The organism is Catellatospora tritici (assembly GCF_019083965.1).
In the GTDB taxonomy this organism is placed as follows: domain Bacteria; phylum Actinomycetota; class Actinomycetes; order Mycobacteriales; family Micromonosporaceae; genus Catellatospora; species Catellatospora tritici.
On sequence record NZ_JAHRCY010000002.1, the window covers coordinates 676,580 to 691,060 of the forward strand.

The window sequence follows — 14,481 nt, forward strand, 5'->3', positions numbered from 1 at the left end:
TCGCGGAAGGTGCGTACATGACGACGTCGCTGCGCCAGCCTGGACCGTCGGCGGACTTTCCGGCCTCGTTCGTCCCCGAAGACCTGATCACGCAGGCGGCCCGGGGGTTGGCCGTCGAAGTGGGGTTGCAGCCCGTTTCGCCCGCGGTCGGCGCGGCGCTGCGGATGCTCGCGGGGGCGTGCGGCGCGCGGGCCGTGGTGGAGATCGGCACCGGCACCGGGGTCAGCGGGCTGTGGCTGCTGCGCGGCATGCGCCCCGACGGCGTGCTCACCACCATCGAACTGGAGCCCGACCACCAGCGCATGGCCCGGCGGCTGTTCGTGGAGGCGGGCTTCCCCGCGTCGCGCACCCGGGTGATCACCGGACGGGCGCTGGAGGTGCTGCCGCGGCTGGCTGACGGCGCTTACGACCTGGTCTTCGTCGACGCCGAGCCGACCGAGTACGCCGCGTGCGTGCACGAGGCGCTGCGCCTGCTGCGGCCCGGCGGCCTGGTGGTGCTGCACGGCGTGCTGACCACCGGCCGCGATGTCTTCACCGTGCGGGAGGTGGCGCTGGCCATTCGCGACGACGAGCGTTGGCAGCCCGCCGTCCTACCCGTCGGCGAGGGTCTGCTCGCGGCGGTACGGGTCTAGTTCGCCAGCCCCGTCAGCCAGCGGACGAGCGTGCGCACGCCCCAGCCGGTGGCGCCCTTGGCCAGCTCGGCGTCGTTGCCACCGCTCCAGGACGGGGCGGACATGTCCACGTGCAGCCAGCGGTCACGCAGCGGGCCGGCGAACTCGCGCAGGTAGAGGGCGGCCGTGATGGCGCCGGGGTTGCCGGCCGCGTTGTTGAGGTCGGCGATCTCGGCGGCGACGTCCTTGACGTACTCGTCGGCCAGCGGCATGCGCCAGACCAGCTCGCCCGCCTGCGCGGCGGCCGCGCCGATCCCGGCCAGCAGCTCCTCGTTGTCGCTGAACACCGCGGCGGTCTTCTTGCCCAGGGCGACGCGGGACGCCCCGGTCAGGGTCGCCAGGTCGAGCAGCAGGTCGGGCTGCAGGTGCGCGACCGCGTACGCCATCGCGTCGGCGAGCACGACCCGCCCCTCGGCGTCGGTGCTGTGCACCTCGGAGGTGAGACCGCCGTAGTGGGTGACCACGTCACCGGAGCGCCAGGAGCTGCCGGAGACCATGTTCTCCGCCAGCGGGGCCAGTGCGGTGATCCGCACCGGGAGGTCGAGCTCGGCGGCGGCCAGGACGGTGGCGCACACGGTCGCGGCGGCGGCCATGTCCTTGCGCATCAGCTGCATGGCGTCGGTCGGCTTGATGTCGATGCCGCCGGTGTCGAAGGTGATGCCCTTGCCGACCAGCACCACGTGCCGGGTGGCGCCCTCGGGCGCCCAGCTCAGCTCGAGCAGGCGCGGGGGCTGGGCGGAGCCGCCGCCCACGGCGACGATGCCGCCGAACCCCTCGGCGGCGAGCTGGTCCTGCTCGCGTACCCGCGCGGTGACGGCGGTGCCGGTGCGGGCCAGCACCTGCTCGACGAACCAGCTGGGGGTCTTCAGTTGCGACGGGGTGTTGGTCAGGTCCCGGGCGAACCGGGTCAGCTCAGCGACCGTACGGGCGGCGGCCAGCACCATCTCCCGCTCCTGGGAGTCCGCCACCGCCACCACGACCTCGGCCAGCTTCGGCACGGCGTCGGCCTTGGGTTCGGTCATCCCGAATCGGTATGACGCCAGCCACAGCCCCTCGGTCAGCCCGCGCAGAGCGGCGTCGTCGAGGTCAGCCGGGGCGAGGACGGTGAGCCGCTCCTCGCGGGCCGCGGCCCGCGCCAGCGCCGCGCCGGCGGTCCGCCAACCGGCCTCGTCACCGGCCCCGACACCGACCAGCAGCAGCTTCGCCGGCTGCCGCAGCGGCCGGGGCAGGGCCTGCACCGCACCGGCCGACCCCTTGTGCTCGGTCTCGGTCAGGTACGCCGCCGCCTCGGCGGTGACGTCGTCTGGGAGCAGGCCAGCCGCGATCGCGACCGGTGCGTCGCTCTCCGCCGTCGACACCGGGACCGCCACACAGCCCTGTGCCGACTCCGGTCGCGTACCACCGAGTCGAATCGTGATCATGCTCTGCCCCTCCGCCGCCAGGTACCAGCCGCCTGACCCTACCGCGTTCCACCCGGCCACCGGCCGCGGCCGAGGTGGAACGCGACCGCCGCATGCCGAACCGCGGTGTCGCCGCCACCACGGCTCGGGGTCGGGTGGCGTGAAAAAGGGCGAGGTGCCGCGCGGTGAGCGCGGCACCCGAAGCACAGTGCCATGGAGGGATGGGCCGACCGGGAGGGCGCCGTCCGCGTGGCGGCGGACCCGGGCGGGGGTGTGCCTTGCTTGTGCTGAGCTCGTCAGCCGACGGCGAGCTTGAGCGCCTCGCCCAGGGCAGTGGCCTCGTCTGGTGTCATCTCCACCACAAGCCGCCCGCCGCCCTCCAGCGGCACGCGCATGACGATTCCCCGGCCCTCTTTGGTGACCTCCAGCGGACCGTCGCCCGTCCGCGGCTTCATCGCCGCCATGTGTGTCTCCCCTCAGACTTGCCAGACCTGCACCCGGGTTGGAATGCAAGACTTCGGCGGGCCTCCCCGCCTTGCCACGTCGGCGGTTTCGCCTGGCGGGCCTGCCCGAAAGCTGCCCGTCACGGCTCCGCGCCGTCGTACGCTGTCCGGCACCCGACACGGTTGGGTGAGCCGTGCGTGGGTGCCGACCAATGATTTTCCCTGATGGACCACGCGAAGCCCAAACCGGGCCGGTCACGTTGTGACATCATCTCGCCACCACAGTTCACATCTGTCACAATCACCCCTCATGCAGGCCCGTTCGGCACTCTTCGACCTCTACGGTGATCACCTGCGACAACGTGGCAGCAGGGCGCCGATCGCGGCCCTGATCCGGCTGCTCGCGCCGCTCGGAATCGCGGCGCCCGCCGTCCGAACCGCGGTGTCCCGGATGGTGCGACAGGGCTGGCTCGCGCCGGTACGCCTCACGTCGGGGCCGGGCTACCAACTGACGCCCCGCGCCGTGCGCCGTCTCGACGAGGCCGCCGCGCGCATCTACCGCACCGGCCGGGGCGGCTGGGACGGCCGCTTCGACCTGATCGTCGTGGCGCAGCCCGACCCGGCGACGCTGGGGCGCGCCGAGCGCGACCGTCTCGCCGCCGACCTCGCCTTCCTCGGGTACGGCCGCCTGGAGTCCGCGGTGTGGATCGCCGCCCGCCCCGCGGGTGAGGTCGACCAGCTGCTGCTCGACGCGGGAGTGCGCTTCGACCGGTTCTCCGCCGCGCACACCGGCGGCGACGCCGCCGCGATGATCGCCCGCGCCTGGAACATCTCCGCCGTGGGCGCCGCCTACGCTGGGTTCGTAGCACAACTGACCCCCGTCGTCGGTTCGGTGACCAGGCTCACCGACGACCGCAGCGCGTACGCGGCCCGCTGCGCCCTGGTCCACGCCTGGCGCGCGTTCCTGTTCCGCGACCCCCAGCTGCCCGCCTCCGTGCTTCCGCCGGACTGGCCCGGCACGGCGGCGGCCGCCTTCTTCGACCGACACGCAGCCCGGCTGCGGCCCGCCGCCGACCGTTTCGTCGATCACTGCCTGAGGGAGAACTGATGTCCGGACCGTTGCTCGTCGACCGCACCGACGGTGTCGTCACGGTGACCATGAACCGCCCCGACTCGCTGAACTCGCTGGACGTGGCGCTGAAGGTGGCCCTGCGGGACACCTTCCTCGAGCTCGCCACCGACCCCGGCTGCCGCGCGGTGGTACTGGCGGGCGCCGGACGGGCCTTCTGCGTCGGTCAGGACCTGCGCGAGCACCTGGCCGCGCTGGCGACCAAGGCGCCGCTGGACACCGTCTCCGAGCACTACAACCCGATGGTCGCCGCGCTGGCCGCGCTGCCGGTGCCGGTGGTGGCGGCGGTGCGCGGCGCGGCCGCGGGCGCCGGCGCGGGCCTGGCCTTCCTCGCCGACTTCCGCATCGGCGGACCGTCCACCTCGTACCTGATGGCGTTCGCGCGGGTGGGGCTGGCCGCCGACTCGGCCGTGTCGTGGACGCTGCCGCGCCTGATCGGCCACGCCAAGGCCACCGAGCTGCTGCTGCTGGCCGAGCCGGTCAAGAGCGAGCAGGCGCACCACCTCGGCCTGCTGACCCGCCTACTGGACTCCGACGACGAGGTGCTGCCCGCCGCCCAGAAGCTGGCCGCCCGCCTCGCCGCGGGCCCGACCGTGGCGTACGCCCAGATCAAGCGCGAACTGTTTGAAGGCGCCACCGGCACCCTCGCCGACGCCCTGGCCGTCGAACTCGCCGCCCAGACCGTCGCGGGCGGCACCACCGACCACCGCGAGGCCACCAACGCCTTCGTCGAAAAGCGCACCCCGAGGTTCGAAGGCCGCTAGGGGCGCCAGCGATCGGCCGCCGACCGCATCGGTAAAGGAGCGTGACATCGCCGCAGGCGATGTAGCGACGCGCCGATGCGGTCGGCCTCAAAGGCCGATCGCCGCGCCCGCGGAGGCGGGCGCCAGCAGTAGAGCCGATCGCCGCGCCCGCGGAGGCGGGCGCCAGCAGTAGAGCCGATCGCCGCGCCCGCGGAGGCGGGCGCCAGCAGTAGAGCCGATCGCCGCGCCCGCGGAGGCGGGCGCCAGCAGTAGGGTCAGTCGTCCTCGGGGTCGAGGGGGGCGGGGCCGTCGGCGACATAGGCGGTCATGGCGAGTTCGTCGTGGGCCGGGGACACGAAGGCCGGTAGTTCGGCGGGGCCCAGCTCCACGACGTACCGCCAGAACTCCGCCACCGCCTCGGCGGGCGTGGCCGCCTCGATCGGCAGGGACACGCTCACCAGCCATTCGTTCTGCACAGGTTCATCCCATCACAGGGCGGCGCGATGGCAGCCCGCGACGTGGTCGTCGACCATGCCGGTGGCCTGCATCAGCGCGTACGCGGTGGTCGGGCCGACGAAGCGCAGCCCCCGCTTCTTCAGCGCCTTGGCCATCGCCACCGACTCCGGCGAGGTCGCGGGCACCTCGGACAGCGCGGCCGGGCGCGGCCGGGCGGCCGGATCCGGGGCGTACGACCACAGCAGCGCGCTCAGCCCACCCTCCAGCTCCAGCGCCACCCGCGCGTTGTGCAGCGTCGCCTCGATCTTCATCCGGTTGCGCACGATGCCCGGATCGGCCAGCAGCCGCTGCTCGTCGGCGGGCCCGAACGCGGCCACCGACGCGATGTGGAACCCGGCGAAGGCCTCCCGGAACGCCGGACGCTTGCGCAGGATGGTGATCCAGGACAGCCCGGACTGGAACGCCTCCAGGCTCAGTCGCTCGAACAGGGCGTCGTCACCGCGCAGCGGACGGCCCCACTCGTCGTCGTGGTACGCGTTGTACTCCGGCGCGCTGCCTGACCAGGCGCACCGTGCCAGCCCGTCCGTACCGATGACCACGCTCACCCTATTGCCCCCTCCGTCGTACGCGAATACTCTTCGGAACCCATGGAGCTGCCCAGCTTTCCCCCGGTGGTGCTGTACTCGGTCCCGCTGTTCATTCTGCTCATGGTCCTCGAACGCGTGTCCTACTGGTTCCATCCGGACGAGGACGAGGTCGGTTACGGCGGCAAGGACACGGCGACCAACCTGAGCATGGGCCTGGGCAGCCTGGGCTGGGATCTGCTGTGGGGACTCGGCACCGGACTGGCCACCACTGCCGTCTACCTGCTCACCCCGCTGCGGATCGAGTTCCACTGGTGGGCGCTGCCGCTGTTCCTGATCGGGCAGGATCTCTGCTACTACTGGTCGCACCGCGGCCACCACATGATCCGAATGCTGTGGGCCTCGCACGTGGTGCACCACTCGTCGCAGACGTTCAACCTGTCCACCGCGCTGCGGCAGAGCTGGACCGGCTTCACCGGCTTCCTGTTCTACCTGCCGCTGGCTGCCGTGGGCGTGGATCCGCGGGTCACCGCGTTCTGCGGCGGCATCAACCTGGTGTACCAGTTCTGGATCCACACCGAGCGCATCGACAAGATGTGGCGGCCGTTCGAGTTCATCTTCAACACGCCGTCGCACCACCGGGTGCACCACGCCTCGCAGGGCGGCTACCTGGACCGCAACTTCGCGGGCATGCTGATCATCTGGGACCGGATGTTCGGCACCTTCGCCCCGGAGACCGAGCGCCCGGTGTACGGCCTGACCACGAACATCCAGACCCACAACCCGCTGCGCGTGGCCTACCACGAGTACGCGTCCATCTTCCGCGACCTGCGCGCCCGCCGCCTACGCCACTGGCCCGCCACCCTCGTACGCGGCCCCGGCTGGTCGCCTGCCGAACCGGCCGCCGCACCGACGGCGCAGCGCGGCTGACGCCAAGGCCCTACGCGGAATCGCGCCGTCCCGAACGGGATTCACTCACGGAAGGCGGCCGTTCTCGACCAGGCGGGCGAAGCGCTTGAGGGAATGCTTCAGGCTGACCTTCGAGCCGGGCCACAGCAGCGGCCACGCGACCCGCCCGGCGACCCCGCCCGGCAGGTGGAACCACTCGTGCCAGACCACCTGGGTGCGGTCACCGGCCATCGGGGTGCAGCGCATGACCCCGGGGCCGCGCAGCACCTTGCCACAGTGGACGACGCGCACCTCGTATGGCGGGTCGAGCTTCACCACGCGCATCTCGTCGCGCAGGGTGGCCGGACCGGCGGCGGTAACCGCCTCGATCAGGCTGCCCTCGCCGCCGTCCCCCTCGATCACACGGACCTTGGTGAGCGGGATCCAGTCGCCCTGCCGCTCCCAGGCCGTGAACGCGGCATACACCCGCTCGGCCGGGGCGGCGACGATGATCGTCGCCGTCACCTCGCCTGAGCCGGGTGCGGCCGGGTCGGTTCCGGTCACCGCCGGACCGGCTCGACGGCGGGCGCCGGATCGGTGGTCTCGGCGGCGGCGTCGCCGTCGACATCGGTGTCGTGCTCGGCCTCGACCGGCTGCGCGGCGTCCGCCTCAGCGGCCTCGGTGTCCGTTTCGGCGACGGTCGCGACGGGTTCGGTCGACGGCGCGGCCTGGCCCAGCGCGCTGGCGCGGGCGCGGGCGAGCGTGTCGGCGTCCTCGACGCGGCCCTCGCGCAGCGCGGCGACCTCGGCCTCGAGCACCTGGATCAGCTCGCTCTTGTAGCCGAGGTCGTACGCCAGGCGGCGCAGCGTCTGGTCGACCTGGGCCATCCGGTATCCGCGCCAGCCGACGTCGAACGTCGTCGAGGAGACATCGCTCTCCACGAGCGGGCGGTCGGCGGGCAACGGCGTGGCGCGCTCGTCGGGTTCGGCCGGCGTCAGCCCCGGGTCACCCCCGGTGACCAGCGTCATCACCCCGAACACCACGGCGCCCACGGTGAGCGCGACGACGATCAGAAGCAGCAGGTTGCCCATGCCCACGATCGTGGCACGTGTGACGCTTCAGCGCGACCCTGCCATGCGACCTGTCCGGGCCGATCCGCCCACCCAGTGGGACGAGGCCGAACCGACCCCGGGCGGCGACCCCGGGGCGACGGCTCAGAGCCAGCGCAGGGCCTGCTTACGCCAGGCGTAGAGCAGCCCGAGCGCGAGCACGGCCACGAACACCGCCATCTCGGCGATGACCTTGGCCCCGCCCGCCAGGTAGACCACGGCCCAGGGGAACAGGAAGACCGCCTCGACCGCGAACAGGACATACAGGTACGCGTAGATGTAGTACCGGATGTGCACCTGGGCCCAGCCGCCGCCCACGGGGTCCAGACCACACTCGTACGTATCGAACTTGCCGTCCGCGTCGTTGGGTCGCGACGGCCGCAGCAACCGGTTGGCGGTGAACGCCCCGCCGATGATGAGCACGCCGACCAGCAGCAGCAGCCCCACTGTGGCGTACGGGCCGAGGTAACCGTCCACGAGGGCAGCCTAGCGCCTCTCGTAACGGTTGGGACTCGTGCAACCGGATGCGGGGGCAAGGTGTGTGACCCTGCATGACCATGTCCGTCACCCCGCCGGACGGCCTGCCCGCCGGTGACCTCGCGACCGCGCCGAAGCGGCGCGCCGAGGCGTCCGCCGCCGACTTCGACTCGTTCTACCAGGCGCACTACACCGGCACCGTGGCCGCGGCGTACGCGCTGACCGCCGACCGGGCCGAGGCGCACGACCTGGCCCAGGAGGCGTACTGCCGGGCCTGGCAGCGCTGGGCCGAGCTGTCGCGCTACGACAACCCGGCCGCCTGGGTGTACCGGGTGGCGGCGAATCTGGCCCACTCCCGCTGGCGGCACCTGAAGGTGGCCGCGGCGCACCTGGTGCGCCAGCGCTCCGACACGGTCGCCCCACCCGACCCGGAGCACGTCGCGCTGGTGGCCGCGCTGCGCGGGCTGCCCGCCGACCAGCGGCAGGCGATCGTGCTGCACCACCTGGTGGACCTGCCGGTGAACGACGTGGCCCGGGAGATGGGCGTGCCGGTCGGCACGGTCAAGTCCTGGCTGGCGCGAGGGCGGGCGGAGCTGGCGGTGCGGCTGGCCGACCACACACGCGGCGACACGGTGGCGCCGGAGGCGGTGCGCAGGCGCGGCGACACCCGCCGCCGGGTGCGCCGGACCGCGCTGGCCGGGGCCGCGGCGGCGGTGCTGGCCGCGCTGGTCCTGGTCGGTTTCCAGTGGGTACGCCCGCTCGATGCCCCTCCGCTCCCCCCGGCCGAGAGCCCCAGCCCGACCCCGATCCCGGCCACGCCCGGCCCCACATCCAGCGGCCCGGTGGTGCCCGGACCCGACCCGGCCCCCGTGCCGAGCGTCGCGCCAGGCGACCCGATCACGAAGATCGACTTCGCGACGGCGACCATCACCCTCCCCGCTTGGGAGGGCTGCCCTTCGGGCACGCTGACGTTCCACCCCTCCGACAGCGGCATGGCCGTCACCGGCGGCGACGGGTACCCCGTGGTAATGCTCGACAGCACCCGGGAGGCGTTCGGGGATCTGACCGGCGACGGGCGGGCCGAGGCCGTGCTCTACGCGAAGTGCCTGCTCGAAGCCGACGACAGCGGCGACGGCCAGGGTCAGCTGCTGGCGGTGACCCGCACCTCGGGCGGTGCCCTGCGCGCACTGGGCTGGGTCGGGGAGCGTGGCGCGCTCTACCCCGGCTTCTGGGTCGCCGGCGGCGTGCTCTACGCCGAGATGCACCCCTGGCACGCCGGCCTGCGCGGCTACCGCCCCGGTATGGCGTTCGGGTACCGCTGGGCCGCCAACGGGTTCGCCCCCGGCTTAGCTCCCGGCTTCGCCCCCGTCGATGTGTCGGCGGCGTACCCGCCGGTGGTGCCGAGCGGTCCGGGGCGGTGGCTGGACCTGACCCCGGTCGCCGACCGGCTGTACTGCAACAGCCTGCCCCCGAAGACCGGGACGCTACGGCCCAGGTTCAACGACGAGGGCCTCGCCGACGAGGGCGACCGCGAGTGGGTGGTGCAGACCGGAGCCCCCTCGAACGGCCCCATGCTGGCCCGGCTCGACCCCGCCGGGCACACGTACCTGCTGCTGCTGATCTCGTGCGCGATCGACGACACGCCCTCGGCCACCTACGACGTGCAGCCCTCGCACAACCTGGTCGTGTTCGACCTGGCCGCGGACGGCTGGCGGGCGCTGGCGACCGTGCCCACCGGGCCGCAGGATGTCGTCGCGGGCTGGACGGTGGCGCCCGACGGGCGGTTGACCGTGGCCGCCGCGCCGCTCGGGGTCGAGATCGTTCCGGTCACGTACACGTGGACCGGATTGGCGTTCGCGCGCTGAGACTCCGACCGGATCCCGACACCGAAGTTCTTCGTTCGTGTCAGCTTTTGGGACGGGTGAGTGATCTGGGCGACTCGGCACCTGGTGTCGTGTCGCCTTTATCACGGTCATAGCCGGTTTAGCCTGGGCACCCTTGTCGCCGCGATTCCCTACCGCCGACGTAGGCTGACCTTAATCGAGACGTAACAGCACACCACCCCAGCAGGAGGTCGCGTCCAGTGGCCGAACAACGTGAGGGCGCCGGGCAGCTCAGCGAGCACCCGGGTCCCAACGAGCACGGGCACCCCGCCAAGGAGGTTCACCAGCTCGACCGGGTGGTGATCCGGTTCGCGGGTGACTCCGGCGACGGCATGCAGCTCACCGGTGACCGGTTCACCTCGGAGACGGCGCAGCTCGGCAACGACATCTCGACGCTGCCGAACTTCCCCGCCGAGATCCGGGCACCAGCGGGCACCCTGCCGGGCGTGTCCAGCTTCCAGGTGGCGTTCGCCGACTACGACATCCTGACCCCGGGTGACGCGCCGAACGTGCTGGTCGCGATGAACCCGGCGGCGCTGAAGGCGAACATCGCCGACCTGCCCAAGGGCGGCACGGTCATCGCCAACACCGACGAGTTCACCAAGCGCAACCTGCAGAAGGTCGGCTACGACAGCAACCCGCTGGAGGACGACTCGCTCGCGGGCTGGCAGGTGCACAAGGTCGGGCTGACCAGCATGACCGTCGGTGCGCTGGCCGATCACCCGGTGAGCAAGAAGGACGCCGAGCGCGCCAAGAACATGTTCGCCCTGGGCCTGCTGAGCTGGCTCTACTCGCGCCCGCACGAGTCGACGATGGCGTTCCTGGAGAAGAAGTTCGCCGCGCGACCCGAGCTGGTCGCCGCGAACAAGGCCGCGTTCGCCGCGGGCTGGAACTTCGGCGAGACCACCGAGGGCTTCGCGGTGCGCTACGAGGTGCCGCCGGCGCAGATGGCCCCGGGCAACTACCGCAACATCACCGGCAACACCGCGCTCGCCCTGGGCCTGGTCGCCGCGGGTGTGCGGGCGCAGCTGCCCATCGTGCTGGGCGCGTACCCGATCACCCCGGCCAGCGACATCCTGCACGAGCTGAGCAAGCACAAGAAGTTCGGCGTCACCACGGTCCAGGCCGAGGACGAGATCGCGGCGGTCGGCGTGGCGCTGGGCGCCTCGTACGGCGGCTCGCTCGGCATCACCTCGACCAGCGGTCCCGGCGTGGCGCTCAAGAGCGAGACGATCTCGCTCGCGGTGGCGCTGGAGCTGCCACTGGTGATCGTGGACGTGCAGCGGGCCGGACCGTCGACGGGCCTGCCGACCAAGACCGAGCAGGCCGACCTCAACATGGCCCTGTTCGGGCGGCACGGCGAGGCGCCGGTGGCCGTGGTCGCGGCGCAGTCCCCGGTGGACTGCTTCCACGCCGCGATCGAGGCGTGCCGGATCGCGCTGACCTACCGCACCCCGGTCATCCTGCTGTCGGACGGCTACGTGGCCAACGGCTCCGAGCCGTGGCTGCTGCCGGAGATCAGCGAGCTGCCCGATCTGCGGGTCGAGTTCGCCACCGGGCCCAACGGCGAGGACGGCAAGTTCTACCCGTACCTGCGTGATCCGCAGACCATGGCGCGGCCGTGGGCGGTGCCGGGCACGCCGGGGCTGGAGCACCGGATCGGCGGGCTGGAGAAGGCCGACAAGACCGGCGACATCTCGTACGACCCGGGCAACCACGACTTCATGGTCCGCACCCGGGCCGCGCGCATCGAGGCGATCGACGTCCCCGACGCGGTGGTCGAGGACCCCTCGGGCGAGGCGAAGGTGCTGGTCCTGGGCTGGGGTTCGACGTACGGGCCGATCGGCGCGGCGGCGCGGGCCCTGCGCCAGCGCGGGATCCAGGTGGCGCAGGCGCACCTGCGGCACCTCAACCCGCTGCCGAAGAACCTGGGCGAGGTGCTCGCCGCGTACGACAAGGTGGTCATCCCGGAGATGAACCTGGGCCAGCTGGCGCAGGTGATCCGGGCACGCTTCCTGATCGACGTGGTCGGCTACAACCAGGTCCGCGGGCTTCCCTTCACCTCCACCCAGCTGGAGACCATGCTCGAGGAAGTGATCAAGAATGTCTAACGCGGTGCCGGTCCAGCTGACCATGAAGGACTTCAAGTCCGACCAGGAGGTGCGCTGGTGCCCCGGCTGCGGTGACTACGCGATCCTCGCCGCGATGCAGAGCTTCCTGCCGGAGCTGGGCATCCCGCGCGAGCGGACCGTGTTCGTCTCGGGCATCGGCTGCTCCTCGCGCTTCCCGTACTACCTGAACACCTACGGCATGCACTCGATCCACGGGCGCGCCCCGGCGATCGCGACCGGCCTGTCGGTGTCGCGGCCGGACCTGACGGTGTGGGTGGTGACCGGCGACGGCGACGCGCTCTCCATCGGCGGCAACCACCTGATCCACGCGCTGCGCCGCAACGTCAACCTGAAGATCCTGCTGTTCAACAACAAGATCTACGGCCTGACCAAGGGGCAGTACTCGCCGACCAGCGAGCTCGGCAAGATCACCAAGTCGACGCCGGGCGGTTCCTCGGACGCGCCGTTCAACCCGATCTCGCTGGCGCTGGGCGCCGAGGCCTCGTTCGTGGCCCGCACCATCGACTCCGACCGCAAGCACCTGCAGTCGGTGCTGCGCCAGGCCGCCGACCACCAGGGCTCGGCGTTCGTGGAGATCTACCAGAACTGCAACATCTTCAACGACGGCGCGTTCGACGTGCTCAAGGAGCCGGAGACCCGCGACGACTACCTGATCCGGCTGGAGCACGGTCAGCCGATCACGTTCGGGGCCGACGGCACACACGTGGTGACCCACCCGGCGGGCAGCTTCGGGCTGGCCGTGGGCGAGGCCGCCGACACCGACCCGGCTGACGTGCTGGTGCACGACGCCCACGCCGAGGACCCCGCGTACGCGTTCGCGCTGTCCCGGCTGGCCGGGCCGGACCTGCGGCACACCCCGGTGGGCGTGTTCCGCTCGGTGCGCCGCCCCTCCTACGACGAGCTGGTGCGCAACCAGCTCGACGCGGCGAAGGCCAAGGCGGGCGAGCCCGAGCAGGACCTGGCCGCGCTGCTCAACTCCGGCGACACCTGGACCATCCTGTAGGTGTGAGGCATGGCCGCCGCCCCCGCCCGGACCTCCGGGCGGGGGCGGCGCCGTTCCCGGGCGCGAGATCGCGCAAGTTGCCGGGCAATCGGGGGTATGACGGTGCAAGATACGCCCGATTGCCCGGCAACTTGGATGACCTTGAACGGACCCGGGCGCGCTCGGTCAGTGTCGGCCGACTCGGCGGTCGCATACACATGACGAACCGCCGCCCCCGCCGGCTTCGACGGGGGCGGCGGTGTCTTCACAGCACCAGTGCCGGATTCAGCCCGATCGCGGTCAACTCCGCGACGGAGAACGGGCCGACGTTGTTGGGTATGGCGTCCGGATCGTCGGCCCGGCAGTGGATGTCGATGCCGGTGCCGTCGGGCTTCTCCACGCGCAGGACGTCGGGAAACACCTGGACGGACTCACCGTTCGGCCCGAGCCGGGGAGCGGTGCCGTTGGCGACGTCGGCCTGGGCGTCGGTGTCGTCGATCGACGGAGGCGACGGGGCGCGGTACACCACCGGGCCGATCGAGACCGCCACCCGGTAGGTCTTTCCGTCGCGGGTCAGCCGCCCCTCCCAGTGGTACTGCTCCGGGTACTGCATGTCCCGGGGGCACGCCTGCGCCCGGGTCTGCTCGTCGTACGGCACCATGCGACCGGGGTGCACGTCGCACTTGCGCATCTGGCGCTGGAACGTGTCGAGGCCGCCCACCTCCGGCGCCGCCTCGGTGACCGCTTCCCGTACGGCCGCCAGCAGGCGGTCTGCGGTCGGCAGCGGCGCCGCCGAGGAGACGACCGGCGCCGGGGTCGAGGCGGCCGGGTCCGGCCGTAGCGCCACCGGGCGCATCGCGGCCGTGATCGCCACCACCGCGCACACCGCCGCCGCGGCACCGAGCACTCCGGCGACCCGCATCCGGCGGGCACGACGGCCCCGGTTGACGATTCGGTCCAGGTCGATCGTGGTCGCCGGAGACGCGCCCAGGTAGTCGTCGAGGCGGTCATGCAGGTCGTTCATCGGGTCACCTCCGTGGCGAGCAGCCGCTGCGGGCGCGACGCGCCGCCCGCCGTGCGGTCGGGCGCGGCGCCGGTCATCAGCGCACGCAGGGTGTCCAGCGCCCGAGCGGCCTGGCTCTTGACCGTGCCCTCGGAGATCCCGAGCAGGTGGGCGGTCTGCTCGACCGACTGGTCGCAGTAGAAGCGCAGCACGACCACCGCGCGCTGGCGTGGGCCGAGCCGCAGCAGCAGTCGACCCAGGTGCCGGTCCGGGTCGGCCCCGTCTGCCGCGGCCGCGTGTTCGGGCAGCCGCTCCGTGGCCCGCTCACGTCGCCAGGGGCGCCGCAGCTCGTCCAGCCAGGCGTTGGCGAGCATGCCACGCACGTAGGCGTCGAGGTTGTCCACGTGCGCGAGCCGCCGCCAGCGCTGGTACAGCTTCAGCAGCACCGTCTGCACCAGGTCGTCGGCGGCGTGCCAGTCGTGGCACAGCAGATAGGCGACGCGGCGCAGGCTTTCCAGTCTGGCCGCGGCGAAGTCGCGGAACTCCCGCTCCTCGCTCTCCTTCACCCCCGTGTCTCCTTC

At 72.2% G+C, this 14,481-nt stretch carries 15 protein-coding genes and 1 pseudogene; 7 read left to right on the forward strand and 9 right to left on the reverse strand.

Annotated features, from left to right (window positions below; genetic code table 11):
* Nucleotides 1–17 precede the first annotated feature (17 nt).
* Complete coding sequence (locus KUA19_RS07020; RefSeq protein ID WP_217395247.1) at nucleotides 18–632, forward strand: O-methyltransferase; 615 nt, start codon at nucleotides 18–20, stop codon at nucleotides 630–632.
* Here KUA19_RS07020 and KUA19_RS07025 read toward each other — a convergent pair.
* Entirely contained in the window at nucleotides 629–2,092 is a 1,464-nt protein-coding gene (locus KUA19_RS07025; protein WP_217395248.1) for a leucyl aminopeptidase family protein, read from the reverse strand. The two genes, KUA19_RS07020 and KUA19_RS07025, sit on opposite strands and share 4 nt — an antisense overlap.
* 275 nt (nucleotides 2,093–2,367) lie before the next feature.
* On the reverse strand, nucleotides 2,368–2,535 hold the full coding sequence (locus KUA19_RS07030; protein WP_120317235.1) for a DUF3117 domain-containing protein: 168 nt from the start codon (nucleotides 2,533–2,535) through the stop codon (nucleotides 2,368–2,370).
* A 289-nt stretch (nucleotides 2,536–2,824) separates the two neighbouring features.
* Between KUA19_RS07030 and KUA19_RS07035 the strand changes: the two genes are divergently transcribed.
* Together KUA19_RS07035 and KUA19_RS07040 are read left to right on the forward strand one after the other, a co-directional pair.
* Nucleotides 2,825–3,622, forward strand: a complete 798-nt coding sequence (locus tag KUA19_RS07035; RefSeq protein ID WP_217395249.1) for a PaaX family transcriptional regulator — start codon at nucleotides 2,825–2,827, stop codon at nucleotides 3,620–3,622.
* Complete coding sequence (locus KUA19_RS07040; RefSeq protein WP_217395250.1) at nucleotides 3,622–4,407, forward strand: enoyl-CoA hydratase-related protein; 786 nt, start codon at nucleotides 3,622–3,624, stop codon at nucleotides 4,405–4,407. The genes KUA19_RS07035 and KUA19_RS07040 overlap by 1 nt, the downstream gene beginning before the upstream one ends.
* Nucleotides 4,408–4,661: 254 nt before the next feature.
* On the opposite strand, the pseudogene KUA19_RS07045 reads toward KUA19_RS07040, so the two are convergent.
* A pseudogene (locus KUA19_RS07045) lies at nucleotides 4,662–4,850 on the reverse strand (hypothetical protein); the annotation flags it as partial.
* Nucleotides 4,851–4,874: 24 nt separating this feature from the next.
* On the reverse strand, nucleotides 4,875–5,447 hold the full coding sequence (locus KUA19_RS07050) for a DNA-3-methyladenine glycosylase I (protein ID WP_308167361.1): 573 nt from the start codon (nucleotides 5,445–5,447) through the stop codon (nucleotides 4,875–4,877).
* Nucleotides 5,448–5,489: 42 nt separating this feature from the next.
* Here KUA19_RS07050 and KUA19_RS07055 point away from each other — a divergent pair, with 42 nt between their 5' ends.
* The gene (locus KUA19_RS07055; RefSeq protein WP_217395253.1) at nucleotides 5,490–6,356 is read left to right on the forward strand and encodes a sterol desaturase family protein; all 867 of its coding nucleotides are present in this window, start codon (nucleotides 5,490–5,492) and stop codon (nucleotides 6,354–6,356) included.
* A 45-nt stretch (nucleotides 6,357–6,401) separates the two neighbouring features.
* Here KUA19_RS07055 and KUA19_RS07060 read toward each other — a convergent pair whose 3' ends face one another.
* From KUA19_RS07060 to KUA19_RS07070, 3 genes are all read right to left on the reverse strand, one after another.
* Complete coding sequence (locus tag KUA19_RS07060; protein WP_217395254.1) at nucleotides 6,402–6,878, reverse strand: SRPBCC family protein; 477 nt, start codon at nucleotides 6,876–6,878, stop codon at nucleotides 6,402–6,404.
* Nucleotides 6,875–7,405, reverse strand: a complete 531-nt coding sequence (locus KUA19_RS07065; RefSeq protein ID WP_217395255.1) for a DivIVA domain-containing protein — start codon at nucleotides 7,403–7,405, stop codon at nucleotides 6,875–6,877. Before KUA19_RS07065 ends, KUA19_RS07060 begins: the two co-directional genes overlap by 4 nt.
* A gap of 123 nt (nucleotides 7,406–7,528) precedes the next feature.
* Nucleotides 7,529–7,900 carry an NADH-quinone oxidoreductase subunit A gene (locus KUA19_RS07070; protein WP_217395256.1) on the reverse strand — a complete coding sequence of 124 codons (372 nt, stop codon included), beginning with the start codon at nucleotides 7,898–7,900 and terminating at the stop codon, nucleotides 7,529–7,531.
* Nucleotides 7,901–7,974: 74 nt separating this feature from the next.
* Between KUA19_RS07070 and KUA19_RS07075 the strand changes: the two genes are divergently transcribed.
* The 3 genes from KUA19_RS07075 to KUA19_RS07085 all read left to right on the forward strand — a co-directional run bounded on the left by KUA19_RS07075 (nucleotide 7,975) and on the right by KUA19_RS07085 (nucleotide 12,918).
* Nucleotides 7,975–9,765, forward strand: coding sequence for a SigE family RNA polymerase sigma factor (locus tag KUA19_RS07075; protein WP_254548701.1), 1,791 nt, complete (start codon nucleotides 7,975–7,977; stop codon nucleotides 9,763–9,765).
* A 314-nt stretch (nucleotides 9,766–10,079) separates the two neighbouring features.
* Complete coding sequence (locus tag KUA19_RS07080) at nucleotides 10,080–11,894, forward strand: 2-oxoacid:acceptor oxidoreductase subunit alpha (protein ID WP_308167369.1); 1,815 nt, start codon at nucleotides 10,080–10,082, stop codon at nucleotides 11,892–11,894.
* The gene (locus KUA19_RS07085) at nucleotides 11,887–12,918 is read left to right on the forward strand and encodes a 2-oxoacid:ferredoxin oxidoreductase subunit beta (protein ID WP_217395258.1); all 1,032 of its coding nucleotides are present in this window, start codon (nucleotides 11,887–11,889) and stop codon (nucleotides 12,916–12,918) included. The genes KUA19_RS07080 and KUA19_RS07085 overlap by 8 nt, the downstream gene beginning before the upstream one ends.
* Before the next feature lie 244 nt (nucleotides 12,919–13,162).
* Here KUA19_RS07085 and KUA19_RS07090 read toward each other — a convergent pair whose 3' ends face one another.
* Together KUA19_RS07090 and KUA19_RS07095 are read right to left on the reverse strand one after the other, a co-directional pair.
* Nucleotides 13,163–13,921: a hypothetical protein gene (locus KUA19_RS07090; RefSeq protein WP_217395259.1), complete on the reverse strand. Its 759-nt coding sequence runs from the start codon at nucleotides 13,919–13,921 to the stop codon at nucleotides 13,163–13,165.
* Nucleotides 13,918–14,466 (reverse strand): SigE family RNA polymerase sigma factor, encoded by a 549-nt coding sequence (locus tag KUA19_RS07095; protein WP_217395260.1) that lies wholly within the window; start codon nucleotides 14,464–14,466, stop codon nucleotides 13,918–13,920. Before KUA19_RS07095 ends, KUA19_RS07090 begins: the two co-directional genes overlap by 4 nt.
* Nucleotides 14,467–14,481: the final 15 nt, after the last annotated feature.

Coding starts and splice junctions, on each gene's coding strand:
- KUA19_RS07020 (WP_217395247.1), top strand. CDS start 18: ATGACGACGTCGCTGCGCCAGCCTGGACCGTCGGCGGACTTTCCGGCC.
- KUA19_RS07025 (WP_217395248.1), bottom strand. CDS start 2,092: ATGATCACGATTCGACTCGGTGGTACGCGACCGGAGTCGGCACAGGGC.
- KUA19_RS07030 (WP_120317235.1), bottom strand. CDS start 2,535: ATGGCGGCGATGAAGCCGCGGACGGGCGACGGTCCGCTGGAGGTCACC.
- KUA19_RS07035 (WP_217395249.1), top strand. CDS start 2,825: ATGCAGGCCCGTTCGGCACTCTTCGACCTCTACGGTGATCACCTGCGA.
- KUA19_RS07040 (WP_217395250.1), top strand. CDS start 3,622: ATGTCCGGACCGTTGCTCGTCGACCGCACCGACGGTGTCGTCACGGTG.
- KUA19_RS07055 (WP_217395253.1), top strand. CDS start 5,490: ATGGAGCTGCCCAGCTTTCCCCCGGTGGTGCTGTACTCGGTCCCGCTG.
- KUA19_RS07065 (WP_217395255.1), bottom strand. CDS start 7,405: ATGGGCAACCTGCTGCTTCTGATCGTCGTCGCGCTCACCGTGGGCGCC.
- KUA19_RS07075 (WP_254548701.1), top strand. CDS start 7,975: ATGACCATGTCCGTCACCCCGCCGGACGGCCTGCCCGCCGGTGACCTC.
- KUA19_RS07085 (WP_217395258.1), top strand. CDS start 11,887: ATGTCTAACGCGGTGCCGGTCCAGCTGACCATGAAGGACTTCAAGTCC.
- KUA19_RS07090 (WP_217395259.1), bottom strand. CDS start 13,921: ATGAACGACCTGCATGACCGCCTCGACGACTACCTGGGCGCGTCTCCG.